At 72.8% G+C, this 26,031-nt stretch carries 20 protein-coding genes; 13 read left to right on the top strand and 7 right to left on the bottom strand.

All coding sequences use genetic code 11. The features are described from left to right. From VIW71_RS14675 to VIW71_RS14665, 3 genes are all read left to right on the top strand, one after another. A partial coding sequence (locus VIW71_RS14675; protein ID WP_331622680.1) for an endo alpha-1,4 polygalactosaminidase occupies positions 1-134 on the top strand: 134 nt, incomplete at its 5' end. Continuing rightward, a complete protein-coding gene (locus VIW71_RS14670; protein ID WP_331622676.1) occupies positions 116-1,180 on the top strand; it encodes a hypothetical protein in 1,065 nt (354 codons plus the stop codon). The genes VIW71_RS14675 and VIW71_RS14670, both read left to right, overlap by 19 nt. Beyond that, the gene (locus VIW71_RS14665) at positions 1,177-1,578 is read left to right on the top strand and encodes an NTP pyrophosphohydrolase (RefSeq protein WP_331622675.1); all 402 of its coding nucleotides are present in this window, start codon (positions 1,177-1,179) and stop codon (positions 1,576-1,578) included. Before VIW71_RS14670 ends, VIW71_RS14665 begins: the two co-directional genes overlap by 4 nt. 361 nt (positions 1,579-1,939) lie before the next feature. On the opposite strand, the gene VIW71_RS14660 is transcribed toward VIW71_RS14665, so the two are convergent. Further along, entirely contained in the window at positions 1,940-3,274 is a 1,335-nt protein-coding gene (locus VIW71_RS14660; RefSeq protein WP_331622673.1) for a tetratricopeptide repeat protein, read from the bottom strand. Between the two features lie 267 nt (positions 3,275-3,541). Here VIW71_RS14660 and VIW71_RS14655 point away from each other — a divergent pair, with 267 nt between their 5' ends. From VIW71_RS14655 to VIW71_RS14645, 3 genes are all read left to right on the top strand, one after another. After that, positions 3,542-3,988 carry an ATP-binding protein gene (locus VIW71_RS14655; protein ID WP_331622671.1) on the top strand — a complete coding sequence of 149 codons (447 nt, stop codon included), beginning with the start codon at positions 3,542-3,544 and terminating at the stop codon, positions 3,986-3,988. After that, positions 3,985-4,485 carry a hypothetical protein gene (locus VIW71_RS14650; protein ID WP_331622669.1) on the top strand — a complete coding sequence of 167 codons (501 nt, stop codon included), beginning with the start codon at positions 3,985-3,987 and terminating at the stop codon, positions 4,483-4,485. The genes VIW71_RS14655 and VIW71_RS14650 overlap by 4 nt, the downstream gene beginning before the upstream one ends. A gap of 339 nt (positions 4,486-4,824) precedes the next feature. Then, positions 4,825-6,369 (top strand): DNA-3-methyladenine glycosylase 2 family protein, encoded by a 1,545-nt coding sequence (locus tag VIW71_RS14645; protein ID WP_331622668.1) that lies wholly within the window; start codon positions 4,825-4,827, stop codon positions 6,367-6,369. Between the two features lie 171 nt (positions 6,370-6,540). On the opposite strand, the gene VIW71_RS14640 is transcribed toward VIW71_RS14645, so the two are convergent. Next, entirely contained in the window at positions 6,541-7,590 is a 1,050-nt protein-coding gene (locus tag VIW71_RS14640) for a DUF5954 family protein (RefSeq protein WP_331622667.1), read from the bottom strand. 120 nt (positions 7,591-7,710) lie between these two features. Between VIW71_RS14640 and VIW71_RS14635 the strand changes: the two genes are divergently transcribed. Further along, on the top strand, positions 7,711-7,989 hold the full coding sequence (locus VIW71_RS14635) for a hypothetical protein (RefSeq protein WP_331622666.1): 279 nt from the start codon (positions 7,711-7,713) through the stop codon (positions 7,987-7,989). A 49-nt stretch (positions 7,990-8,038) separates the two neighbouring features. Here VIW71_RS14635 and VIW71_RS14630 read toward each other — a convergent pair whose 3' ends face one another. The 4 genes from VIW71_RS14630 to VIW71_RS14615 form a co-directional block, all read right to left on the bottom strand. After that, complete coding sequence (locus tag VIW71_RS14630; protein ID WP_331622665.1) at positions 8,039-9,577, bottom strand: aldehyde dehydrogenase family protein; 1,539 nt, start codon at positions 9,575-9,577, stop codon at positions 8,039-8,041. 302 nt (positions 9,578-9,879) lie between these two features. Then, positions 9,880-10,716 carry an undecaprenyl-diphosphate phosphatase gene (locus VIW71_RS14625; RefSeq protein ID WP_331622663.1) on the bottom strand — a complete coding sequence of 279 codons (837 nt, stop codon included), beginning with the start codon at positions 10,714-10,716 and terminating at the stop codon, positions 9,880-9,882. A gap of 374 nt (positions 10,717-11,090) precedes the next feature. Further along, on the bottom strand, positions 11,091-11,996 hold the full coding sequence (locus tag VIW71_RS14620; protein ID WP_331622662.1) for an ABC transporter permease: 906 nt from the start codon (positions 11,994-11,996) through the stop codon (positions 11,091-11,093). Continuing rightward, the gene (locus tag VIW71_RS14615; protein ID WP_331622661.1) at positions 11,993-14,737 is read right to left on the bottom strand and encodes an alpha/beta fold hydrolase; all 2,745 of its coding nucleotides are present in this window, start codon (positions 14,735-14,737) and stop codon (positions 11,993-11,995) included. The genes VIW71_RS14620 and VIW71_RS14615 overlap by 4 nt, the downstream gene beginning before the upstream one ends. Before the next feature lie 316 nt (positions 14,738-15,053). Between VIW71_RS14615 and VIW71_RS14610 the strand changes: the two genes are divergently transcribed. The 4 genes from VIW71_RS14610 to VIW71_RS14595 all read left to right on the top strand — a co-directional run bounded on the left by VIW71_RS14610 (position 15,054) and on the right by VIW71_RS14595 (position 20,898). Then, positions 15,054-15,758, top strand: a complete 705-nt coding sequence (locus VIW71_RS14610) for a hypothetical protein (protein ID WP_331622659.1) — start codon at positions 15,054-15,056, stop codon at positions 15,756-15,758. Positions 15,759-16,104: 346 nt separating this feature from the next. Beyond that, the gene (locus VIW71_RS14605; protein WP_331622658.1) at positions 16,105-18,981 is read left to right on the top strand and encodes a discoidin domain-containing protein; all 2,877 of its coding nucleotides are present in this window, start codon (positions 16,105-16,107) and stop codon (positions 18,979-18,981) included. Between the two features lie 79 nt (positions 18,982-19,060). Next, positions 19,061-20,065, top strand: a complete 1,005-nt coding sequence (locus tag VIW71_RS14600; protein WP_331622657.1) for an aldo/keto reductase family protein — start codon at positions 19,061-19,063, stop codon at positions 20,063-20,065. 119 nt (positions 20,066-20,184) lie between these two features. Further along, positions 20,185-20,898, top strand: a complete 714-nt coding sequence (locus tag VIW71_RS14595) for a phosphatase PAP2 family protein (protein ID WP_331622656.1) — start codon at positions 20,185-20,187, stop codon at positions 20,896-20,898. Positions 20,899-20,907: 9 nt separating this feature from the next. On the opposite strand, the gene VIW71_RS14590 is transcribed toward VIW71_RS14595, so the two are convergent. After that, the gene (locus VIW71_RS14590) at positions 20,908-22,218 is read right to left on the bottom strand and encodes a transglycosylase family protein (protein WP_331622655.1); all 1,311 of its coding nucleotides are present in this window, start codon (positions 22,216-22,218) and stop codon (positions 20,908-20,910) included. A gap of 533 nt (positions 22,219-22,751) precedes the next feature. Between VIW71_RS14590 and VIW71_RS14585 the strand changes: the two genes are divergently transcribed. Together VIW71_RS14585 and rho are read left to right on the top strand one after the other, a co-directional pair. Next, complete coding sequence (locus VIW71_RS14585) at positions 22,752-24,041, top strand: D-alanyl-D-alanine carboxypeptidase family protein (protein WP_331622653.1); 1,290 nt, start codon at positions 22,752-22,754, stop codon at positions 24,039-24,041. A 770-nt stretch (positions 24,042-24,811) separates the two neighbouring features. Next, complete coding sequence (gene rho / locus VIW71_RS14575) at positions 24,812-25,966, top strand: transcription termination factor Rho (RefSeq protein ID WP_331622651.1); 1,155 nt, start codon at positions 24,812-24,814, stop codon at positions 25,964-25,966. The last annotated feature ends 65 nt before the right edge of the window (positions 25,967-26,031 follow it).

The following is a 26,031-nucleotide window of genomic DNA, read 5'->3' as shown; positions in this document are numbered from 1 at the left end:
TCGCGGCGGGCAAGCCGGTGTTCCACGTCGAGTACGACCTGACACCGAGTCAGTTCTGCGCGGACAGCCGGAGGCTGGGACTGAGCTCGATGGTCAAGCACCTCGAACTGGACGCATGGCGGGCACCCTGCTGACCGCCGGGTGCCCGGCCGCCGCGGTACGGGCTCCTGCCCGCGCTGCTCGTGCCGCCGGCGAGGGGCGCAGGGCAGTCGACGGCGAAGGCAGCGGTCGCCCGGCCGCGGGCCGGAACGGCGCCGTTCATCGTGACGCCGCCTTCCCGCTCGGCGCACCGGGCACCGCTGCCGACGCCGACCGGCGAGGGCTGACCCTGTACCTCGTGCCGCGCGGCCCGGCCTCCCCAGCCGTCGACCGGCGGAAAGTCCCACCGACAGTGGCGGTGGCCGGCGAAGGCCTCGACCGTGACGAGGCCGGCCGCCGGTGGCCGGCCGGCGCGGTGCACGGGCAGGCCGCCTCGGTGCCGCAGTTCGCGGGGCGGAACCGCCACTCCGAACACGGGGGCCGGAACCGCCGTGCCTCCGCGAGGACGGCCGAGGGAAGGAACCTCCTGGGCGCCGGCCTGAGAGACGTCGCGCTGCTGGCGGACGTGTCCGTCAAGACCGTGCCGAACGTGGTCAGCAACTACCCGTTGAACCCGTCGCGGGCCGGGAACGGCGGCATACTTCGTCACATGCCGCGTATCGACGCCGACCGTTTCCTGCCGGTCCCGCCCGAAGCTCTCCCGTGGGCGCCGGCGCCGGCCGTCGCGGGCTCGCCGTCCGCCTTCACGGCGCCGCGGCCGGTCGGCGAGGGCATCGAGCACCCCGATCCGCAGGTCGATGCGGCCGGAGGGTACGGCTTCGCGCTCAGGCCGCCGGCGCGTCCCGGGCTGCCGCCGACCGCGGCCGTACCGCACGGCCCGGACGGGGGGCGGACGCCGGAGGTCCGGACGACCGGGCCCCTCCTCCAGATCCGCGCCGCGGACCGGCTCGACAGCCTGCTCGCCGGCACCGGGGGCCGGGTGAAACGGCAGTGCGGCCCGGTAGGCCCGAAGACGCGGCATCCGCGCGACTCACCGAACCGCCCGGAGTACCCGTCGTCGGACCTGCGGCCGGGCGCGGTGAGCCGCAGCCGTCAGGGAATCCGCTTCGCGCACCTGGCGTCGGGCGGTGGGCGCTCGTGACGGACCGGCCGCTGCTCATCGTGGACGGCGCGAACGTGGTCGGCTCGGTGCCGGACGGCTGGTGGCGCGACCGTCGCGCCGCCGCGGAACGCCTGCGCGACGCCCTCGCCCCACTCGCCGCCACCGGCCTCCCCGCGGACAGCGGCGCCCCCGCATGGGCCATCGGCACCCCCCTCGACGTCGTCCTGGTCGTGGAGGGCGCCGCCCGCGGCGTCCCCTCGATCCCGGGCGTCCACGTCGAATCGGCCCCCGCCAGCGGCGACGACCTCATCACCACCCTCGCCGGCCGCTCCCCCCAGCGCCACCGCCTCGTAGCCACCGCCGACCGCGCCCTCCGCGACCGCATCACCGCCGTCGGCGCCTCCTCCGTGGGCCCGAAGGCAGTCCGCCCGCGCTAGGGCCTGTCTGACACATCCCGCCTGCCCCGCGGCGCCCGGCAGCAGTCACCTTTGCCAATGTGTCTTGATGGGCGCGGTGTGCGGGCATGACCTCAAACATGCTGATCACCGCCCCTTCCGCCACCCTCACCGCCCGCGAGTACCCGCCTGTGTCTGCCGACCGGTCCGGCCGTGCACGCTCTGTGGATGAGCAGGGGGACGACAACGCCAGGGCACACGAAGTGGCAGAAGTACGGCCTGTAATGCGCGCAAGCGAATAGCCCCTCTCAACCCCCCAAGGGTTGAGAGGGGCGCTCTCTTCTTTCCGTGATGTGCTGCGACGCCCTGACCAGGACTGCCGGACATGGGCGCCTAACGTGGATCAGATGGCAAGCTTCGGGGCGACGAGCCTTGCCCGCTCATGGAGATCACGCGCGGTCGCGTTCCTCGCGTGCGGGCGGATCAGTCGGAACATTTCAGCGATGCGCTGATCGGCCCGGCCGGACTGGACCAAGGGAAAATCGTCCAGTGCCGTATGCCACGTCTCACAAGCCGCTTCAAGGTGGCCGATCGCGAATTGACGCTCGGCCAACAGCCCGCGGTCTCTCACACGAATACGCCTGTAGATGTCATGGCGCGTTTTATCTCCTTCTTGCATTGCCTGAACGGCGCCGCGCAAGTCACCAAGCTCGTACCGCACTTGACTGGTGTGGTAATTCAAAGCGGCTGGATCGTACGAGCCGAAGGCTTTTTGCCTAGACTCCGCCTTTTCCATGGCGACTTCGGCTTCCCGTAGATACGTCAGAGCGTTCCTGCGGTCGCCGACCTGTGCCGACGCATGCGCCTGCTGTCCCGCAAGGAATGCGCGCATCCGTGGCCCGGCTTGCGGGGAGGCGGCTGCGGCGGCATCTGCAAGGCGGAGCGCTTCGGGACCGTGGCGCAGGTCTACAGCCTGCACACTCATGCCCCGCAGCGTGGTGCAGAATGTGAGGTGATCCTCCGCCGCCCCAGCAAGCTCTAGCGCTTTCAAGTAATATTGTTGTGCGATTCCGTGCGCACCTTCGTCTACCGCCATGTAGCCCGTTAGGTAACAAAGGTCAGATGCGGCAGACATCATCGCTTTGCGTACTTCCTCGGTGGCATCCGCTTTCAAGTATGGCGCGACGGTATTGACTAAGAAAGCGGCTGCCATCGGGCGCGCATGCCGTCCGCCAAACTGGTCATCCAAGTTGGAAACTTGCTCGGTCATGGCGATGACCATGTCTACTTCGGGCATCCCTATGCGCTGCACCTGGCCGGTCTGAATTACTTCCATCCGCCCGACGACGTCTTGCCAACCGGGGATGGTGAGCGCTACAGAAAAGAGCGAGGCACCGACGACGGTCCGGCGTGTTGGGCTCATGTCTTGCTCGCCCAGGTCGAGCAAGCCGTCAACGGTCCTCACGGCGGGCGACTCATCGGCGGACGGGGGGAATCCTGCTTGTGTACGCGTGATGGGCCTGTGCAGGTGACGTGACAGCGCCTCCATGATGAGCGGCTGTACTTCTTCCTTGGGCATGTGCCCGTCTAGCCACTGGTGCACCGATGGCGACTGGTACCGCGTGGGTGTCCCGCGCTCCGTGGCCAGCTTGTTGACCTCTTGGGCGAACTGCCGGAGCGTCCACCCGCTCTCGCGGTACAGCCGCGTCAGACCCTTGTTCGGCTGACGGTCACCCATGCGTGCCCACTCCCCGCGCCGCTTAAAGCTCTTAATAACGCCTGGCGCCTCAACGGTACCGCTGTGCGTAGCGGCCCGGTTGCCTAGAGCAAGACAGACGCCTTACGCGGCCGTGCGACCGGTTCGCGATGGGCCGAGCTGCGGTGCCGGGAAGCCACGACCCCCGCGACCGTGCGACCGGTCCGGGGGCGTGGCTCAACCTGGAGAAAGCAGGCTGAACATGTTCGACCTTAACCCGCGCTCGTTCGGGATGCAGGGGGCAGCGTGATGACCCCTGGTACGCCGGCAGCTCTGGCCGAGGAATGTCCGTCCGTTGTCGAAAAGATGTGGCCTCCCGCTCCCCGCTCGGTGGGCAGGGCACGTCAGTTCCTCGCCCACCACCTTGACGCCTGGGGACTGTCCCGCCTCTCGGACGCCGCCCAACTGGTCGTGAGCGAACTGGTCACCAACGCGGTCAACCACGCGCACCCCCCGTACGGGAACCTGATCTCAACTCGGTTGGAGCGGCTTGAGTCCGGGGTTCGGATCGAGGTGCACGACTCCAACGACCACAAGCCGGAGCGCCGAGACGCAACCGCGGAAGAGGAGTCCGGCAGGGGCCTGGCCCTCGTGGACGTGCTTACCGGCGGCCACTGGGGCGTGAGCAACCGGGAAGGGCCGGGAAAAATGGTGTGGTCTGTCCTGGCCGACGACGGCACGGAGGTGCCACGGTGAGCGTGCGCGCTGCGTTACGTGCATGGCGACCGCCCAAGCCACGGCAGGAAGTTGACGACCCCTGCGACGAGTGCGGCACGGTCCTGGTGCTGTGCGTCCAGTGCGGGGTCAACGCCCGCTGTGTGGTGTGCCTCCCGTACGAGCGGCCAACGGAGCGCACAGAAGAGATACAGGCGTCCGTGCGGTTCGTTCGTGATCATCCGGAAGCCGGGTTGCTGGGCGGAGTGATCGCGTCGCTTGTGCCCGCCATGCTCGTGTGGGCACAGGTGACGTACGCCCCGCCGGGCATGGTGCGAATCCTGGGCACTCTGGCCGGAGCTGTGACGTGCTGCGCCTTCCTCGCCGCAGGCGCGGCATGGAGCAGCCTGCCCCTTCCCGGCGAAGCCCCGCCCTGCCGCTGGCACGATCCCACCCCGTATGACCGGTGGGCACTCGCCGGAACCGGAGCGCTGTTCGCGCAAATCGCCCTTGTGTGCATCGGCGTAGCCGCAGCCTGAGAACCGCAATAACCCCGATGGCTGCCGTTCCGGGCAATGGGCAGCACCGTAAGACGTCCGCGCCGGTCCCGCCTCGGTCAGGTCCGCCGGTACGGACAGGCGCCCCCTGCGGCCACCCCTCAGACGTCCGCAGGGGGCGCCCTTCTGCGTCCGGGGCAGCCCTGAAGATAACGGCGATGCCACGGCCGGGCGGCGTTCCGGCCTCGATATCCAGGGCCTGGTGCCTGTTCGCACCCCCGAATCGGGGCGTTCGGCCGGTCCGGTGGTCGGAGGGCGCACAGCCGGCTGGGCGTCCGAAAGCCGCCAGAGGGTGAGCGTGGGGCGTCGCATACTGGGCGGATGGTGAGCGAGGACAGCAGGTACGAGGCGGTGCGGAGTCGGGATGCCCGGTTTGACGGGGTGTTCTTCTTCGGGGTGGCGACGACGGGGATCTACTGCCGGCCGAGTTGTCCGGCGGTCACGCCGAAGCGGGCGAACGTGTCGTTCTTCGCGACGGCCGCGGCGGCGCAGGGGGCCGGGTTCCGGGCGTGCAGGCGGTGCCGGCCGGACGCGGTGCCGGGGTCTGCGGACTGGAACATGCGGGCCGACGTGGTGGGGCGCGCGGTGCGCTTGATCGGGGACGGCGTGGTGGACCGGGAAGGCGTCGGCGGGCTGGCCGCGCGGCTGGGCTACAGCGCGCGGCAGGTGCAGCGGCAGCTCAACGCCGAGCTGGGGGCCGGCCCGATCGCGCTGGCCCGGGCGCAGCGCGGCAACACCGCCCGCGTGCTGTTGCAGACCACGTCGATGCGGGCCGCCGAGATCGCGTTCGCCGCGGGTTTCGCGAGCGTGCGGCAGTTCAACGAGACGATCCGGGAGATCTACGCGGTCACCCCGACCGAGCTGCGCGCCGCCCGCCCGGGCCGCGCCCACCGGTCCGGGTGGGACGGCGCGACCGGCGTGCCGCTGCGCCTGGCGTACCGCGGTCCGTACGCCTCCGCGCAGGTCTTCGACTTCCTCGCCGCCCGGGCCGTACCGGGCGTCGAGGAGGTCACCGGCGCGCCGGGCGCCCGGACGTACCGCCGTACGCTGCGGCTGCCGCACGGCACGGGCGTCGCGGAGGTCGCCGAACGGCCGGCCGCGGGCGGCTGGCTGGAGTGCTCACTGCACCTGGGCGAACTGCGGGACCTGACCACCGCCACACAGCGGATCCGGCGGCTGTTCGACCTGGACGCCGATCCGTACGCCGTCGCCGAGCGGCTCTCCGCGGACCCGGAGCTGGCCCCGCTGGTCGCCGAGCGGCCGGGACTGCGGGCGCCGGGAGCCGCGGACCCCGAGGAACTGGCGCTGCGGGCCGTGCTCGGCGAGGACGGGGACGAGGACCTGCCGCGGGTCGGGGCGCGGCGCCGCGCGGGCGCGCTGGTGGCCGCGTACGGAGAGCCGCTCGCCGTGCCGAACGGCGGTCTGACGCACCTCTTCCCCCGCCCCGCGGACCTCGCGGCCGCCGCCCTCACCGCACCGGACGGCCCGGACGGACGCGACGACGTGGACGGGCCGGACGGACTCGACGGCCTCGATCTGCCCGAGGACCGCCGCGCCGCCCTGCGCTCCCTCGCCGCCGCCCTCACCGACGGCTCCCTCCGTCTGGACCCGGGCGCCGACCGCGACGAGGCCGAACGCACCCTGCTCGGCATCCCCGGCCTCAGCCCCCGCACCGCCGCCTACATCCGCATGCGCGCCCTCGGCGACCCCGACGTACTGCTCCCCGACCCCGGAAACCCGGTGAACCCCGTGAACCGCGTGAATTCTGCCGACCCGGGCAGCCCCGAAGCGGCCGCGCCGGACTGGCGCCCCTGGAGCTCCTACGCGACCCACCACCGCTGGAGCGCCCGGGTTGGACCGCATTAGGCCCCGGCGCGGAGCCGCCCGTACTCGCGCGATGCGCAACGTCCGCCAGATGGCCGAGCGCATCGAGCGGTCCGGACACGTGTGCCGGGCCCGGCGGGTGCGGGAGCTGACCGAGGACGAGAAGCAGCGGGTACGGCTCGCCGCGGACGCCTGGCGCCGCCGCGCGCCCCCTCAGCCCGTGCCGCGGCCGAGCGACGCACGGCGCACGCGCTCCTCCTCGAAGAGTTCGATGATCCGCTTCAGCGGGGCCTCGGCGTCGTGGCAGAGTTCGTCGTCGTGGTCGGGGCGGTCGTAGGGGGTGGTGTCGGAGGAGCGGGGGCCCTCGGGCCCGCCGGGGCCGAGACGGAGCAGGCGCTCGACACGGACGATGCGGTAGTGACGGCCGGCGACGTCGAGTTCGTCGCAGCGCTCGGTGTCGAGGCGGTCGGCGGCCCGTTTGTAGACCTCGCTCTCCTCCGCGCTGAGCTCGTGCCGCCAGGGCACGATGACGCGAAGGTGGGTGGCGAGGTCGTCGCGGGCGGCCTGGGGCGTGGTGGCGATGCCGGCCGAGTCGGGGCGCCAGCTGCGGCCCCGGCGTTCGGCGGTCATGAAGGTGGCGGGCAGCAGCACGCCGCCGGGGTGGGTGTGGACGGCGGCGCGCGAATCGTCGGCGACGGCGCTGCGGACGGTGCCGTGCCTGCCGACCGCGGCGAGGAGTTCGGCGCTGAGCACGCCGCCGGAGGGGCTGTCCTGGAACGGGGCGATGACCAGTCCGTCGGCGGGGTCGGTTCGGGACCCGGGCGCGCCGGGACCGCCGGGGTCGGGGTCGGTGGCGCGCGGGGGTTCGGGGCCGTCGGGGCCCATCCGGATGAACCGTTCGGCGCGCACCACGCGGTAGCGCTCGCCCCGTACCGTCATCTCGTCCAGTGGCTCCCGGTCGAGGCGGTCCGCGGCGGCCAGGTACTCCGCCTGCACGGAGGCGTCGCCGTCCCGGCCGGCCGCCTGGGCGAGCGTACGGAAGTGGCAGCCGAGGTCGTCCCGGGCGTCCTGCGGCGTGAGTCCGGCGAAGTGCGGCTGCAATTCCCAACCGCCCTCGGCGCGTTCCCGCGCCACACCGAAGACCGGGCCGCCCGCGAACAGCACCGACGGGTACGTCTTGCGGGCCTTCCACGCCTCGATCTCGGTGAGTGGCGCGACCGGGGCGTACTCCGGTACGTGCGGTACGTCGGGTACGGCAGACACGCGTGGCGCGTCCGCTGTGCCCGATACATCCGCCGTATCCGGAGCGCCTGATGTACCCGGCGCGCCCGGTCCGGTCGCCTGGAGGCTCTGGTACGCGGAAACGTCGTCTCCGTCGTCGCCGTGCGGATCCATACCCAGGAGTATGCCCTTCCGGTACGCTGCCGCGCGGCTGTTCCGCGAAAGGAACCGACTGTCGGGCGAAACCGGGTCTACCCGCGTCCACCGGCCACGAGACGCGCTCATACCCCGACGCCCGGTTTCGCCACCGTCGACGGGCAGCGGCTCCTCGCCGCGACCACCGTCACCGGCGGCAGCCCCTGCTACGCGACCAACGTCGCCTACCGGCTGGACGCCCCGTCCGCCCAGTCCTTCCTGGCCCCCTTCACCGCGCTGCCCTGACCGGTACCCGGGCCCCGCCGCGGGATCGCGGCGGGGCCCGGGGCGATCGTTACGCCGCCGGCAGCTGGTAGTCCGGGAAGTTACCGGGGAGGCGTTCGCTCTCCGGCCCCTGGGTGACGGCGTGGACGAGGAGTTCGCCGCCGACGAAGGCGCCGCGCCAGGACGCGCCGAGGCCGCCGAAGAGCTCGTCCCGGTCGCCGCGGGACCGCGGGCCGTTGCGGCCGACCTTGAAGGCGCGGACCTGGCCGGCCAGCCGCTCGGTGGTCCGCGGGTCGTCGCAGGACAGCGCGGCCACCAGCGCGCCGTTGCTGGCGTTCATCGCGGCGAGCAGTTCCGCCTCGGTGTCGACCAGCACGATGGTGTCCACCGGGCCGAACGGCTCGGTGTGGTGCAGCGGTGAGGACGGCGGCGGGCCCAGCAGCGTGACCGGCGCCAGGTAGGCGGAGGTGTCCTGCCCGGGCAGGAACAGCTCCGGGTCGAGCGCGCCCTGGTGCAGTGGTACGGCACCGCGGCCGATCGCCTCTGCCACCAGGTCGGACAGCTCCTTGGCCTTGGCCGCGTTGATGAGCGGGCCGAAGTCCAGTGCGGGCAGCGGGTCGTCGGGGTGGGCGACGGCCAGCGGGTGTCCGGTGCGTACCGACTTCACAGCCGGCAGGTACGCGGCGAGGAAGTCGGCGAAACGGGAGCGCTGCACGACGAAGCGGGGGTAGGCGGTGCAGCGCTGCTTGGCGTAGTCGAAGAGCTTGGGGATCTGCGCGCCGAAGGAGTCCCAGTCGCTGTACTCCCACAGGCCCCAGCAGTTGAGGCCCTCCTGCTCCAGGATGTGGCGCTTGCCGACGTCCGCGACCGCGGTGGCGATCCGGGCGCCGGTGTCCCGGCCGCCCACGAAGGAGACGCAACCGATCTCCGGGGACCGCACCAGCGCCTCGGACAGGTCGCCGCCGCTGCCGCTGACCAGGGTGACCGGGATGCCCTCGCGCTGGGCGAGCGCGCACGCCAGGGTGAGGCAGGACAGGCCGCCGTCGGTCGGGGTCTTGGCGATGACGGCGTTGCCCGCGAGCGCCTGGACGAGCATGGCGTGCACCAGGACGCTCATCGGGTAGTTCCAGCTCGCGATGTTGGAGACCGGGCCGTCCAGCGGCGACCGACCCTCCAGCATCGGCCCGACGCCGTCCACGTACCAGCGCACACCGTCGATCGCGCGGTCCACGTCGGCACAGGCCAGCCGCCACGGTTTGCCGATCTCCCAGACCAGCAGCAGGGCCAGCAGGTCGCGGTGCTCGGTCAGGGCGTCCAGGGTCGCGGACACCCTGGCTCTGCGGTCGGGAAGCGAGACGTGCCGCCAGCGACGGTGCTGGTCGAGCGCGGCACGCACCGCGTTCTGGGCGGTGGTCGAGTCCACGCGCGGTGGCCCGGCGATGGGGCTGCCGTCCACCGGCGAGGTGGCCGGCAGCGCCCGGCCGTCGGCCTGCCAGCGGCCGTCCCAGAGGTTGAGGACTCGGTCGTCGCGGAAGGCCTCGGGCGCGGCGAGCATGGCACGCTGCCAGGCGTCGCTCCAGGCCGTTCCGGGCTTCAGGGTGAGGGGCATGTCTACTCCGCTCGTCGGGGGGCGGATCCGCGCGGCGCACCACCACGCGCAGAAATGAAGCCACGTGCCACACCGTTGTGGGGCGGCCGATGCCCGGTGGGCACCGGCCCGTGCACACGCGCCGCGAACCGGCGGCGGAACAGGTGTTCGCCGTACGGTCCCCGTGGAGGCGACGATAGCGACTCGCCTTCGGGGCGGCCCGCGCTTCCGATCAACTGGGACCAGCGGCACACCCACTTGGGTGAGGGCCCACCCGGTGGGACGCGCCCCCTGCCCCGGCCGACCCCCCGCGGCCCTCGGTCTCAGGCGTCCAGGGTGTTGGTCGCGAGCAGTCCCATCAGTACGACGCCGACCACGATCCGGTAGATGACGAAGGAGTTGAAGGAGTGCTTGGCGACGAACTTCAGCAGCCAGGCGATGGAGGCGTACGCGACGAGGAACGACACCAGTGTGCCGACCGCGAGCGCGGGCACGCCGACGCCGCCGCTGGTGGCGTCCTTGAGTTCGTACAGTCCGGCGCCGGTGAGCGCGGGCAGGCCGAGGAAGAAGGACAGGCGGGTGGCGGCCACCCGGTCCAGATCGCGGATGAGCCCGGTGGAGATCGTGGCCCCGGAGCGGGAGAAGCCGGGGAAGAGCAGGGCGAGGATCTGCGAGGCGCCGACCACCATGGCGTCACTCAGGGTGACCTCGTCCTCACCGCGCTTGAAGCGCGCCATCTGCTCGGCGGCCCACATCACGCCGCTGCCGCCGATCAGCGAGAGGGCGACGACCCACAGCGAACCGAGCGGCCCGTCGATGAGCGGCTTGGCGGCCAGGCCGACCAGCACGATGGGGATGGTCGCGTAGATCACCCACCAGGTGAACTTGTAGTCGCGGTTGCGGCGCTCCCGCGGGTTGGCCAGTCCGCGCAGCCAGGCGCCGACGAACCGCGCGATGTCCTTGAAGAAGTACACGAACACCGCGGCGATGGCGCCGACCTGGATGACCGCGGTGAAGCCCACCACGGCGTCGTCGTCGACGGGGATGTCCATGAGCCCCTCGACCAGTTTCAGATGACCCGTGGAGGAGACCGGCAGGAATTCGGTGACTCCTTCCACGACGCCGAGAATGACGGCCTGGCCGACGCCGATGACGCTCAAAGTGGTCCCGTCCCCTGATCTTCCGGATGGTGTGCACGGCCAGACGGCGCTGTACCGACCGGGCAGGCCCGATGGCAGGCCCGGCCCGCTGCGACTACATTCGTGTAGACGTCCGGTGCGATTTTAGAGGATCGGGGCGAGGCGTCGTGCGGCGGGTCGACGGGCGCCGGCGCCCTGCCCGTACCGGCGGCCGTGCGGGTACCCCGTGACTGTACCGTCCGTGCCGGTGGTGCTCCGACCAGGCCCGCCGCGCCCGCCCGCGGCGGCGGGGACCCGGGTTCCCCGGCGAGGGGGTCCGGCGGCGCGGGGCCCCGGGCCGGACGGTCAAGCGCGGGGCTGCGGACCGTTCGGCAGCGGTGCCGGCGGGCACGGGCTCAGGACACGATGTCCTTCGTCCGGAACCCGCGGAACGCGAGCGCGGTCAGCACCAGCGCGTACGACAGCGAGACCGAGGTGCCCTGGAGCATCCCGGTCCACTCCATGGTCGGCTGGAGCGCGTCGGCCCAGGAGAACTGCCAGTGCGCGGGCAGCACGTCCCGCCAGGAACCGAGCGCGGTCACCGCGTCCAGCACGTTGCCGACGATGGTCAGGCCCACCGCGCCGCCGACCGCGCCCAGCGGCGCGTCGGTGACGGTGGAGAGCCAGAACGCGAGCGCCGCGGTGACCAGCGAGTTGACGAAGATGTAGACCACGACGACGGCCAGCCGCGGCAGCGCGCTGCCGGACGCCAGCGTGCTGCCGGTGGGCAGTTCGAGGTCGCCCCAGCCGTACGCGACCGTGCCCGCGGCCAGCGCGACGGCCGGCAGCAGCACGATGGCGACCGCGCTGAAGCCGAGCGCCACGGTGAGCTTCACCGCGAGCAGCCGGGCCCTGGGCACCGGCGCCGCCAGCAGATAGCGCAGGCTCGACCAGCCCGCCTCCGAGGCGACGGTGTCGCCGCAGAACAGCGCGACCGGCACCACCAGGACGAAGCCGGCCGAGACGAACAGGCAGGTCGCGCAGAAGTTGGCGCCGGAGGCGGTGGCGGTGTCGATGAGGGTCGGGCCGTTGCGGCCCCCGCCGTCCGGGGTGCCGCCGATCGCGAACGCGGCGATCAGGATGAAGGGGAGTACGGCGAGCAGCGCGGCCACCACCATCGTGCGGCGCCGGCGCAACTGGCGGCGGGCCTCGACGCGCAGCCGCAGCGTACGGCCGGGGCGGTAGCCGGGCGCGGTGGCACGCGGGGGTGCGGACGCGCCGGGTGCGGCGGGGGTGCCGGGTGCGGCGGGGCCGGTGCTCATGCCGAGCCTCCGATCAGGGTCAGGAAGGCGTCCTCCAGGCGGCGGTGCGGCCCGACCTGGGCCACGGCCACGTCCAGGCGGACGAGTTCGGCCACGAGCTGCGGTGCGGTCATCCCGTCGAGCACGGCGAGCAGCCCGTCCTCCTCGCGTACCGCCGTCGCCACGCCCGGCAGCGCGGCGACCTTGTCCACCACGGTCTGCGGCACCTCCCCGTCCACGCCGACCAGCACGGTGTCGGCGGAGCCGATGATCTCGGCCACCGGGCCCGCGGTGACCAGCCGTCCGCGGTCCATCACCACCAGATGCGTGCAGGTCTGCTCGACCTCGGCCAGCAGGTGGCTGGAGACGATCACGGTCCGGCCGGTGGCGGCGTACCGGATCAGCACCTCGCGCATCTCGCGGATCTGCGGCGGGTCGAGGCCGTTGGTCGGCTCGTCCAGGATCAGCAGGTCGGGCAGGCCGAGCATGGCCTGCGCGATCGCCAGGCGCTGCCGCATGCCCTGGGAGTACGTGCGCACGGCGCGTTCCAGCGCGTCGCCGAGACCGGCGATCTCCAGCGCCTCGGCCAGGTGCGCGTCCTGCTCGGGGCGGCCGGTGGCCTGCCAGTACAGGTCGAGGTTGGCCCGTCCGCTCAGGTGCGGCAGGAAGCCGGCGCCCTCCACGAACGCGCCGACCCGGGACAGTACGGGGGCGCCGGGCCGTACCGCCTCGCCGAAGACCCGGATCTCCCCCGCGTCGGGGCGGATCAGGCCCATCAGCATGCGCAGGGTGGTGGTCTTGCCCGCGCCGTTGGGTCCGAGCAGGCCGAGCACCTGGCCCGGTTCGACCTGGAAGGACAGGTCGCGGACGGCGTAGCGGTCGGCGGACTTCGCGTACCGCTTGCTCAGGCCGGTGATCCGCAGCGGAACGGCGGCCAGCGTCGGGTCCGCCGGCCGCGGCCGTACCCGGCGCCGGCCGGTGAGCAGCAGCGCCACGGCGACCAGCAGGGCGAGCGGCGGCAGCGCCCAGGTCCACCAGGTCAGCGGCGGCGCGTCGGTGCTCAGGGCAAGGCCCGTGGGCAGCGTCAGGCGCGGGTCGGCGAGCGAGACGGTGAGGGCGGCGGGCGCGGCCGGTGAGGCGTATCCGAGGTCGGTGGTGGACAGCACCAGGCGCAGACGGTGTCCGGCTCCGAAGCCGTGGTCCACGGCGGGCAACCGGAGCCGCACGGTGGTGCCCTGCTTCGATCCGGCGATCCGTACCGGCGTGGCGAGCGCGGCGGGCAGGACCTCCTTGCCGCCGGGCGCGACGTCGTAGAGCTTGGCGAAGAGCACGGCGTCGGGCGCGTCGGTGGCGACCTTCACGCTGACGGAGGGGGCGCCGGTGAGGGTGACGCTGTGTGCCAGTTCCGCGGACTCGAAGCGGGCGAACTGGCCGGGGAAGTCGACGGCCAGGCTCGCGCCGAGCGAGGAGAGCCGGCTGAGGCCGCCGGCGCCGGGCACGGCGGAGATGGCGGGCGGGGCGCCGCCGGGCGGGTTGGTGATGTGCTGCTCGGGGCCGGCGAGGGGGATGCGGTCGTTCGTCGCGCCGTTCTCCGTGCCGTGCTGCGTCCCGTCGAGGCCCGGGTAGCGGTCGCCGCTCGCGCCGCGCAGGACGACGCTGCCGTCCGTCGAGTTCAGGCCACCGGTCCGGGTGATCCGGAAGGCGGGGCCGGTGCTCGTGCCGGTGCGGCCCTTGAGATGGTGGTCGAACCAGGCGGTCACCCGGCGGTCGATCCGGCCGTCCTCGGTGTCGCCGCCGTCGTGCCCGCCGGCGATCCAGTCGACGGCCACGGGGGCGCCGTTGGCCCGGAGCGCCGTGGCCATCGCGTCGGACTGGGCGAGGGTGAACAGGGAGTCGGTCTGTCCCTGCACGATGAGGGCGGGCACCTTGATACGGGCCGCGACGGCGGACGGGCTGAGCGCGTCCAGCCGGTCGCGGGCGGCTGCGTCCGGCTTCCCGTCCTCGGCGACGCGCTGGTACAGCGCGCAGACGGCCGGCTCGAAGCGACCGCACGCGGGGTCGGCCGGGCCGCTGGGCCCGGTGGCGCCGGTGGGTGCGTTCGCGGGCCCGGCCGCGCGCGGGGCGCCGGGGAGCGGCGCGGCACCGCTGGAGAAGAAGACGCCGGCCCAGAGCTTCTTGTACACGTCGCCCGGGAAGAGGGCGTCGCTGAGGTTCCAGTACGTCATCCGGGGCGCGACGGCGTCGACGCGGTGGTCGTGACCGGCCGCCAGCAACGAGACGGCGCCGCCGTACGACACACCCGAGATGCCGACGCGCGGGTCGCCGGGCCCGTCGAGGCGTACGCCGGGCCGCGCGGCGAGCCAGTCGATCAGCCTGCTGACGTCGGCGACCTCGCCGTCCTTCGCGTTGAGCCCGATCCGGCCGCCGGAGCGGCCGAAGCCGCGGGCCGACCAGGTCAGTACGGCATAACCGTGCCGGGCCAGCGATTCGGCCTGCGGGCGGACGTCGTCCTTGCTGCCGCCGAAGCCGTGGCCGAGCAGGACGGCGGGGCGCCGGCCGTCCCGGTCACTGCCGGTGGTGAAGTACGAGGTGTCCAGTCGTACGCCGCCCGCTCCGGTCAGCACCGCGTCACTGCGATGCACCGCCGCGTCCCCGCCGGCCGCCGTCGCGGTGCCCACGGCCCCTCCTGCCGCCAGTACCGCGAGCGCCCCCGTGGTGGTGAGCCACCGCTTCCGGTTCCGGCGCGGCCATCGAAGATCCATCCCCCGATCCTAGGCGGGCCCGTCCCTCGCCCCGGCAGCCGACGGACATTTCTCCGGCTTTTCACAGAGTCCTGACGTGCGACGGCTCGTGACGTCGAGGGGCGGCGGGGCGGGTGAACGGGTGAGCTCGGGGCATGAGTCGGGCGCGTGCGGTGCCGGGGTGGCTCGCGGGGCCGGTACGAGGTCTGCGCCGTCCGTCCGGTGCGCGTCGGCGATCGGGGGATCGGGTTTCCGGTGAGGCGAAGCACCCACGCACCCGGGGCGGCAGGCGGCACCGGAAGGGCGGATCACCCGAGTTCGTCGCACGATTCCGGCCATGTCGGTCGGTACGGATAGGGTCCCCGGCATGGGCAAGGGGCTCTCACCGGCACAGCGCAGAGCGCTGACCGAATCCGACCGGGCCACCGGGCGCCTGTCCGCCCGCCCCCAGGTCTGCGCCGCCCTCACCACCGCCGGCCTCGCCACCCCCTACGGTCGCAGCGGCCACCACTACCTCACCGCTGAGGGCTTGCGTGTCCGGGCCGCCCTGGCAGCGGAAGCACAGAGCGTGGCGCATCCGGGAGGGGGGTTCGGGGTGGACGGCGGTACGGGGGCGGCGCCGGGCGGAGGGTTCGTCGCGGACGACGGTACGAGGGAGGTGGCGCCGTCGGGGGGCGGGCCGGGCCGTTCTGCGGAGGTCGCGGCGGCGTGGGAAGGGCTGCTCCGGATCCGGGCCCTGCTGATGGACGGCGCGACGGACCTACCCGCGCCGTGGGAACGGGAGCGCTGTGTCCACGCGATCGCGTTGGCCCTGGAGGCGAACGGCTGCCCACCGGCCCACGGTGACTCCCCCGCCTCACCGGGCTACACGGTGACGCCGTCCCCCTACCCGGACACGGCCCGTATCACCTGGTCCCCCGAATCCGCCGCCGCCCGAGCACTGCCGCGCGTCGCCCGCCTCCTCGCCCCTTACGGCTGGCAATCCACCCACCACCGCACCCGCGCGTCCTTCCCCTACCTCCTCACCACCCCCCACCGCTGAACTCCCCGCACCGCACTCCTTCGCCCCACCAGCGAGGACGCCTCCGCGCGCGCACCCCCGCCCTGACGGGTCACGGCCACCGCCGCCGGAGGAGCCAGCTTCCCCTCCACCATTCGCGCGGGGCATCTCGATGTGGCCTCCGAGGCGAAGATGACGGCCATGTGTCCGAGATATTGCGGAAATCCGTCACAGATTTGCGCACACTCATGGACTTACTGCGGCCCGCCTCGTAGTCTCTCCACGCCTGGCCGGGTGCTCGCCTCCCCACACCCCCGACCCGCAAGGACGTGTGCCTGTGTCGCACTCACCGCGCAGTCATGAGCAAGTTCCCAGGTCTCTCCGCCGGATGAGGCGGCGCGGAACCGCCGCGATTCTCTCGTTCGCCGTCGCCGCGACGGCTGCGCTGGCCGCCGTGACGCTGGCGAGCGCCCCCACCGCCAGCGCCGCGGGGGTCCCCGCGCCCTCGCCGATCGGGATCTCCGGACGCGGCGCCACCGTGCCGTTCAAGGAACTGGAGGCGGAGTACGCCACCACCAACGGCCGCCTGATCGGCCCCGACCGCTACTACGGCCACCTCCCCTCGGAGGCGTCCGGGCGGCAGGCCGTCACCCTCGACGCGGTCGGCCAGTACGTGGAGTTCACGCTGCCCGCGCCCGCCAACGCGATGTCGCTGCGCTACAGCGTCCCCGACACCTCCGACGGCCGGGGGCGGGACGCCTCGCTCGACCTCCAGGTCAACGGCTCCTCGGTGAAGACGCTGCCGGTGACCTCCAAGTTCGGCTGGTTCTACGGCGGTTATCCGTTCAACAACAACCCCGGCGACACCAACCCGCACCACTTCTACGACGAGGTGCGGACCAAGTTCGCGACCACCTACCCCGCGGGCACCAGGATCCGCGTCCAGGTGACCTCGACCGCGCAGTCCCCCACGTTCACCATCGACCTCGCCGACTTCGAGCAGGTGGCCGCGCCGATCGGCAAACCGGCCGGAGCGATCGACGTGGTCGCCGACTTCGGCGCCGATCCGACCGGCGGAGCCGACTCCACCGCGAGGTTCCAGGCCGCGGTGGACGCGGGCCAGGCGCAGGGCAGGACCGTATACATCCCGCAGGGCACATACACGCTCTACGACCACGTGGTCGTGGACGGCGTCACGCTGGCCGGTGCCGGCCCCTGGTACAGCGTGCTGGGCGGCCGTGACCCGGTGAACCGCAACCGCGCGGCCGGCATCTACGGCAAGTACGTGAACGGGGGCGGCTACACAGGCGGGATCCGTCCGCACGAGGCCGGCGGCCCGAGCCGGAACGTGACACTCAAGGACTTCGCGATCATCGGCGCCATCCAGGAGCGGATGGACGACGACCAGGTCAACGGCATCGGCGGTGCCCTGTCGAACTCCACCGTGGACAACGTGTGGCTCCAGCACGTCAAGGTCGGCGCCTGGATGGACGGTCCGATGGACCACTTCACCCTCAAGAACAGCCGCATCCTCGACACGACGGCCGACGGCGTGAACTTCCACACCGGCGTCACCGACTCGACCGTCACCAACACCTTCGTGCGCAACACCGGTGACGACGGCCTGGCGTCCTGGCCGGACCGCAAGCCCAACGTCAGGGACAGCTTCGACCACAACACCGTCGTCCTGCCGATCCTCGCGAACAACATCGTCAGTTACGGCGGCAGGGACTTCAACCTGTCGGACAACGTCATGTCCGACACCGTCAGCAACGGCGGCGGCCTGCACATCGCCAACCGGTACGACAACGTCAACTCCGGCTTCGGCACTGCGGCAGCGGGTACCTTCACCGCCGCCCGCAACACCCTGATCAGAACCGGGAACAGCGACTACAACTGGAACTTCGGCGTCGGCGCCATCTGGTTCAGCGGGCACAACGAACCGATGACCGGTGCCACCATCAACATCAGCGACACCGACGTCCTGGACAGCTCCTACGAGGCCGTCCAGACCATCGAGGGCGCGGTCAGCGGCATCAACCTCACCAACGTCAACATCGACGGCGCCGGCACCTACGCCATCCAGGCGCAGTCCAACGCGCAGATGAAGTTCACCGGCGTCACGGCGAAGAACATCGCCCAGGCCGCCACGCCGATCCACAACTGCATCGGCACCGGCCTCCAGATCACCGACGGCGGCGGCAACTCCGGCTGGAACACGGGCCAGACCTGCTCCGGCACCTGGCCGACACCGGTCTGGACGAACGGCGGTGTCCCGACCGGCGGCGGCGGAACGACCACGCCGCCCACCACCCCGACCACCACGCCCCCGACGACGCCTCCGTCGACCACGCCCCCGGCAGGCGCCAACCTGGCCCAGGGCCGCCCGGTCGCCGACTCCGGCCACGCCGACATCTACGTGGCGGGCAACGCGGTGGACGGCAACGCCGGCACGTACTGGGAAAGCACCAACAACGCCTTCCCGCAGAGCCTCACCGTCGATCTCGGCGCCGACAGGTCCGTCGGCAAGGTGACGCTCAAACTGCCGCCGGCGACCGACTGGGCCACCCGTACCGAGACCCTGTCCGTACTCGGCTCCACCGACAACTCCGCGTGGTCGACACTGAAGCCCTCCGGTGGCGTCACCTTCGACCCGGCCTCGGGCAACACCGCGACCCTGACCTTCACCGCGGCCACCACCCGTTATGTCCGGCTGAACATCACCGGCAACACCGGGTGGCCGGCCGGCCAGATCTCCGAGTTCGAGGTCTACGCGGCCGACACCACCGCCCCGCCGACGACGCCCCCGACGACGCCCCCGCCGACGACCCCGCCGACCACGCCCCCGGCAGACGCGAACCTGGCCCAGGGCCACCCGGTGACCGACTCCGGCCACGCCGACGTCTACGTGGCGGGCAACGCGGTGGACGGCAACGCCGGCACGTACTGGGAAAGCACCAACAACGCCTTCCCGCAGTCACTCACCGTGGACCTCGGGGCGGCCAGGACCGTCGGCCGGATCGTCCTCAGGCTGCCGCCGGCCTGGGAGACCAGGACCCAGACCCTGTCCCTGCTCGGCTCCACGGACAACAGCGCCTACACCACGCTGAAGTCCTCTGCCGGACACACGTTCGACCCGTCCTCCGGTAACACCGTCACCGTCACCGTCGCCCCGGCCTCCACCCGGTACGTGCGGCTGACCTTCACCGCCAACACCGGCTGGCCGGCCGGTCAGCTCTCCGAACTGGAGGTCTACTCCTCGTAAGCGGCCTCCCGGGTCCCCTGCCGAGCGCCTCCTGACCGCGGCTCGCCGCGACCGGGGTGACGATCTAGAGTCGATCACCATGGAATACCGTCACCTCGGCCGCAGCGGCCTGATCGTCAGCGAGATCGCGTACGGCAACTGGCTCACCCACGGCTCCCAGGTCGAGGAGGACTCGGCGACCGCGTGCGTCCGCGCGGCGCTGGACGCGGGCGTCACCACCTTCGACACAGCCGATGTCTACGCGCAGACCCGCGCCGAGTCGGTGCTCGGCCGGGCGCTGAAGGGTGAGCGCCGCGAGGGTCTGGAGATCTTCACCAAGGTGTTCTGGCCGACAGGCCCCGGTCGCAACGACCGGGGCCTGTCGCGCAAGCACGTCATGGAGTCCATCGACAACTCGCTGCGCCGGCTCCAGACGGACCACGTCGACCTCTACCAGGCGCACCGCTACGACCGGTTCACGCCGCTGGAGGAGACGATGGAGGCGTTCGCCGACATCGTGCACGCGGGCAAGGCGCACTACATCGGCGTCTCGGAGTGGACGGCCGACCAGATCCGCCGCGGGCACGCGCTCGCCCGCGAACTGCGCGTCCCGCTCGTCTCGAACCAGCCGCAGTACTCGGCACTGTGGCGGATCATCGAGGGCGAGGTCGTGCCCGCCTGCGAGGAGCTGGGCATCGGACAGGTGGTGTTCTCGCCGATCGCGCAGGGCGTGCTCACCGGCAAGTACCAGCCCGGGCAGCAGCCGCCGGAGGGTTCGCGGGCCACCGACGACAAGGGCGGCGCGGACATGATCGGCCGCTACCTGCGCGACGAGCTGCTGGTACGGGTGCAGGCGCTCCAGCCACTGGCCGCCGAGGCGGGCCTGACCATGGCGCAGCTCGCCGTCGCCTGGGTGCTGCAGAACCCGAACGTGTCGGCGGCCATCGTCGGCGCCTCCCGCCCGGCGCAGGTCGCCGAGAACGTCAAGGCGGCGGGCGTACGGCTGGACGCGGACCTGATGTCCCGGATCGAGGAGACGCTCGCCCCGGTCGCCGTCACCGACCCCAAGCGCGTCCACGACAGCGTACCGGCGCAGCGGCCGTAACCCACCCGGTGCGGCACGGCCCCGCGGCCCCGGCGTACTCTGTCTACAGTTTTGTAGACGTCTCGCTGTCGGCCGGGCGGGCCTCGCGCGCGCTCACCGGGAAAGGCGCATCTCACCCCATGACCGACCGCCGCTCTGCGAGCCGCCGTCCCAGCCCGCCGACCGGCCCGGCCTGGTTCCGGCTGCTGCTCCCGGTTGTGTCCGCCGCGGCCTTCGCGCTGCTGGCCTGGTTCGTCCTGGCCGGGCACGGCGTTCCGCACTCCCTCGACACCGGTCCGCACCGCTGGTCGGTCGCGCACCGGCCGCACGCTATGGCCACCACCGCCCGGATCGTCACCGACTCGGGCACCGGCCCCTTTCCGCCGTTGGCGGCGGCGCTCGGCGGCTGGCTGGCCGGAAGCACGGTCAGGCACCGGGTGGCGGGGGCGCTGCTCGCGGCGGCCGTGCTGCTCGCGGGACAGGCCGTCCGCATGGTGCTGATGCTGACCCTGCACCGGTCCCGGCCGCCCGCCGCGGACTGGGCGGCCTTCGCCTCGGGCCACGCCTTCCCGTCCGGGCACACCTCGTCCAGCGCGCTGGCCGCCGGCCTCCTCGCGTGGGGGCTGCTGCGCGCGCTGGGACCCGCCGCCGGGCGGGTCGCGGCGGCGTCGTGCGTGCTGATCGCGGTCGCCGTCGGCTGCACGCGCGTGTACCTGGGCGTGCACTGGCCCACCGACGTGCTCGGTGGCTGGCTCTTCGCCGCCTGCTGGCTGAGCGCCACGCTGCCGCTGCTGACGGCGTACGCGAACGCCGGGCCCCCCGCGCCCGGCCGGCCGACGTGCGTGGCCCCTTGAGCCGCTGCCTCAGACCGACACGCCGCGCGCCCGCAGGAACCGCAGCGGGTCGATGTCGTCCCCGTACTCGGACCCGGTCCGCATCTCGAAGTGCAGGTGCGGCCCGGTGGTGTTGCCGGTGGCGCCGGAACGGCCGATGCGCTGGCCCCCGTTGACCCGCTGGCCGGCCTTCACGGAGATCTGCGAGAGGTGCCCGTACTGGCTGTAGTGGCCGTCGGAGTGCCGGACGACGATCTGGTAGCCGTACGAACCGCCCCAGCCGGTCGTGACCACCGTGCCGTCCGCCACCGAGTGGACCGCGGTGCCGGTGGGGACCAGGAAGTCCACCCCCGTGTGGTATCCGCTGGCCCAACTGCTCCCCGACCGGTGGTACGGGGTGCCGATCGGTCCGTGGGCGACCGGGAGACCGTATCCGGACCCGGCGTGGGTGTGCGTGTGCGCGGGGGCGGCGGGCCTGGTGTGCCGGTCCAGCGTGTGGGTGCCGGCGGGCTGGGCGGCGGGCTTCTGCTTCGGCGCGCTGGTCTTGGGGGCGGTCCGGTGCACGGGGCGGGGGACGGCCTGGGGCGCGGGCTTCTGCTCGGGCCGCGTGGCGGGCTTCGCCGCCGGTTCGGCGGTGGGGGCGGCCTTCGGCGTGCTCAGCGCGAGCCGCTGCCCGGGGAAGATCAGATCGGGGTCGTCGCCGACGAGCGCGCGGTTGTCTGCGTACAGCTCCGGCCAGCCGCCCCGCACGTGCTGGTCGGCGGCGATAGCGGACAGGGTGTCGCCGGGGGCCACCGTGTACCGGTCGTGCGCGGGCGCGGGATGGCTGGGCGCGGAACGGGTCGGCGCGGGGTGGGCCGGTGCCGGCTGCGTGGGCTTCGCGGGCGCCTTCGGCGCGTGGTACGAGGCCGCGGGCCGTGTCTTGCCGGCGGGCACCGGCACGGTGTGCGAGGCGGACGCGGCCTCCCGGGTGAGCCCGGCCTTGGCCGAGCAGACCGGCCACGCGCCGGGGCCCTGGCTGCGCAGCACCTTCTCGGCCACCGCGATCTGCTGGTTCTTGCTCGCGAGGTCGGCCCGCGGGGCGAACACCGCACCGCCGAAGGACTTCCACGTGCTGGCCGCGAACTGCAGACCGCCGTAGTAGCCGTTGCCGGTGTTGATGTTCCACTTGCCCGAGGACTCGCAGCGGGCGACCTTGTCCCAGACGCCCTCGGCGGCGGCGTGGGCGGTGCTCAGACCGATCAGCGGGAGGGCGAGTCCGGCGCCGCCCGCGGTGACGGTCAGCGATGCCTGGGAGACCCGGCTGGGACGGTAACGGCGGTGGCGTCCGCGTAAGGGCATGGCACGAGTCCTCTCGGGACCGACGACCCCCGCCGGGGAGCCGATCGGGGGAAGGCCGGGGCTGCCGCCCGTTTGCCGGGCTGGCCAAAGATAGGCCCCGCGCGGACCTTGCCACAAGAGTGTCTGCACGGGTACGGACAGTGGCCGCCGCTCGGTGCGGGCTCACGGACGGCGGAACGGATGTCCTCGATCAGCCGGTCGGCCGGGTGCGGCTCCGCTCGGCGGGGTGCGGCTCGGCGCGGCCGACGGGCGGCGGAACGAACGCGCGTTCCGTACCGGGCGGTACGCCCTCGCCGCCGGGGCGGGGTCCGGGCACCCGCGGGCCGGACGGGCCGCCGCCCGGATGACGGCCGGATGACGGCCGGTCAGCGGCCGGACGGGTGCCGGGCGGACGGCACGTCAGGCCCCCGGGGTCCGCGGATGACGCGATGTCACGTGCGGTACGGCCATCCGCGTTCACCCGCACGGTGCGGCCTCATCCGGATGGGTCGCGCCGTCGTGCCGGGCGGGTCGGGCGTTTCTACGGTGATCGCATGACTGCCTTCCGTCGCCCGCTGCCCCGCTCGGTGCCCGCCCGTGGCGGTACGCGGACCCGCACCCGTACGCGTACGTACACCCGTACCGCCGCGCTGGCCGTCGTCTGCTGCCTGGCCGTGCCGCCTGCCACCGCCGGGGCCTCGTCCGGCGACGGCGGCGACGGTGACGGGCACCGCTCGTCCGGTTCGGCCGCCGCGTCGGCGGTCACCGCGGGTGGTGCGCTGCTGGCCAGGCCCGGTGTCCAGGTACGGCCGCAGGCCCGTACACCCGACCTGCCGTCCGGGCTGACCGCGCTGTCGTGGCTGGTGTCGGACGCCCGCACCGGACAGGTGCTGGCCGCGAAGAACGCGCACCTCAGACTGCCGCCGGCCTCCACCTTGAAGACGCTGTTCGCGGTCACCGTGCTCCCGCGCTTCCCGCGCGGGACCGTCCACAAGGTCACCGAGGCCGAACTGGCGGACGTCGGGGCGGGCAGCAGCTTGGTCGGCGTCGTTCCCGGTCAGTCGTACACCGTCGCCGACCTGTGGCGCGGGGTCTTCCTCAGTTCGGGCAACGACGCCGTGCACGTTTTGGCGCACATGAACGGGTCGGTGCCGCGCACCGTCGCCCAGATGCAGGCCAAGGCGGAGATGCTGGGCGCGTACGACACGCAGGTCGTCTCCCCGGACGGCTACGACCAGCCCGGGCAGGTGTCGTCCGCGTACGACCTGGCGGTCTTCGCCCGCGCGGGTCTGGCCGACCGCGACTTCGCGGAGTACGCCTCGACGGCGACCGCGCGGTTTCCCGGCGGCTGCGACCTGCGCGGCACGTGCGTGCGGTCGTACGACATCCAGAACACCAACCGGCTGATCACCGGGGCGGACGGCGTGACGCCGTATCCGGGGATCGTCGGCGTGAAGAACGGTTACACCACGAACGCGGGCCACACGCTGGTCGCCGCCGCTCGGCGCGGCGACCGTACGCTGATCGCCACGGTGATGAAACCGGAGTCCGGCGACCGGCAGGCCGCCTACCGCGAGGCGGCCGAACTCCTCGACTGGGGCTTCAGCGCGGCCGGCCGCACCACGTCGGTCGGCACCCTCAACGCCGTCCCGGCCGCCTTCCACGGCACACCGGGCGGCGCCGCAGTCCGTCCGACGCCGAGCCCGTCCACACCGGATCCGGCCACCGCCCGCGCGGCGAACGCGTCGGCCACCGCCTGGTACATCGGCGGCGCGCTGGCGCTGGCCGCGGCCGTCTCGGTGCTGCTGCTGCGCCGCCGGGGCGGCTCGGGGAAGAAAGGCTGACCGAGGTTCCCGCGGCAGGGGTGCCGGTACGGACGGGGGCGGCGGCCGGTACCGGGGGCGGTGCCGGGCCGGTACCGGCAAGGCGGTGACGTGGCCGTGCGGTCGGCAGTACGCCCCGGCTGCCCGGCAGTTGACGCTGACCGTGTGCTCCGCCCCGTCGGACAAGGAAGGCTTCCGCAGGAGCCGTCGTGTGCGGACGATGCCCGCCCTCGGCGAGGACAGTGCCGCGATCCGGGTGGACTTCGACCGGCTGCCGTCCCGGGCGCACCGGGTGGTGCTGGTGGCCGCCGTCGACCCGGCGGCCGGCCCGGACGCCGACCGTCCCGGTTCTCCGACGCGCGTATCCGGCACACCGATCCCACGGGCACCGAGGCGGACCGCCTCGACGCCTCCGGCGGACGCCCCGGCGAGACCGCACTCGTCGGCTCCTTCCGTCGGCGGGCCGGCGGGAACTGGGATTTCGTCCCCGGTGGGAAGGAGCACGCGGGACCGGGCGGCCTGGTGGAGCTGGTTCGGGAACAGGCTTCGGGGTGGAGTGACCGCGAGGCCACGCAACGTGTGCTAAAATGTAGTCAGGGACGCATGAGTCTGTGCCTTTCTACTGGCACCAGCTCCCTGTTTCGCATTTCTTTCGGAGTCTGCGCACTCTCAGGTTTCTCGCACCGGTCGCCGGTGGTTCCTCGCGGTACGCGGGGCGTGACACGTCCGCTCCCGCCGCGAGCCCGTGCGCCGTGCTTTCTCATCTCCGTCCGTGAAAGGACGACCCATTCATGACTGACATTCTCGAACGTCCGCCTGTCCGGCGGGAGTTGCCCGTGGACCGGGTGGCGGGCGTGCTCGACCTCTCCGACGGCCAGGGCGGCCGTCTGCGCAATTCCGGGTGGCTGCCGTCGCCCGACGACGTACACGTCTCACCGGCGCAGATCCGTGGAGCCGGGCTGCGCAAGGGGGACCTGGTGGCGGGGCTGACCGGAAAGCCGGGCCACCTCGGCGAGGTGCTGCTGGTCAACGGCGAGCCGCCCGGCCGGCCGCGGCCCCACTTCGGGGAGTTGACACCGCTGCACCCGCGGGAGCGGCTGCGGCTGGAGAGCGACGTGCTCAAGGGGTCCGGCGCGGCGGCCGGACGGATCATCGACCTGATGGCGCCGGTCGGCAAGGGCCAGCGCGGGCTCATCGTGGCGCCGCCCAAGGCCGGCAAGACGGTGCTGCTCCAGCACCTCGCCGCGGCGGTCGCCGCCAACCACCCGCGGGCCCACCTGATGGTGGTGCTGCTCGACGAGCGGCCGGAGGAGGTCACCGACATGCGCCGAAGCGTGCGCGGCGAGGTGATCGCCGCCACCTTCGACCGTCCGGCCAAACAGCACATCGCCCTTGCCGAACTGGCCGTCGAACGGGCCAAGCGGCTGGTGGAGCTCGGGCAGGACGTGGTGATCCTGCTCGATTCGCTGACCCGGCTGTGCCGGGCGCACAACGCGGCCGGCGCCGGGAGCGGCCGTACGCTGTCCGGCGGTGTGGACGCGGCGGCGCTGCTCGGCCCGAAACGGTTCTTCGGTGCGGCGCGGCTGGCCGAGGAAGGCGGTTCGCTGACCATTCTGGCCACCGCGCTGGTCGACACCGGCTCAAGGGCCGACGACTACTACTACGAGGAGCTGAAGGGCACCGGCAACATGGAGCTCCACCTCGACCGCGCCCTCGCCGAACGCCGCGTCTTCCCCGCCGTCGACGTCCTGAGCTCCGGCACCCGCCGCGAGGAACTGCTGCTGCCGCCCGCGGAGATGCCTGTGGTACGCGGGCTGCGGCGGGCCCTGCACGGGCGCGACGCCCAGTCCGGCCTCGAGGTGCTGCTCGACCGGATGCGCCAGACCCCGGACAACGCGGCGTTCCTGCGGCAGATTCAGGGCACGCTGCTGCCTGCGGACGCGTGAGCGGCCGGCGCGGGGCCGCCCGTCCGGGGCGGCCGGGGCGGAGGCAGGGGTGTGCCCGCCCGGCG

This window comes from Streptomyces sp., from assembly GCF_036524955.1.
GTDB lineage: Bacteria > Actinomycetota > Actinomycetes > Streptomycetales > Streptomycetaceae > Actinacidiphila.
Note: the sequence above shows the minus strand (reverse complement) of the source record. Positions and strands in the feature narration are given on the sequence as shown.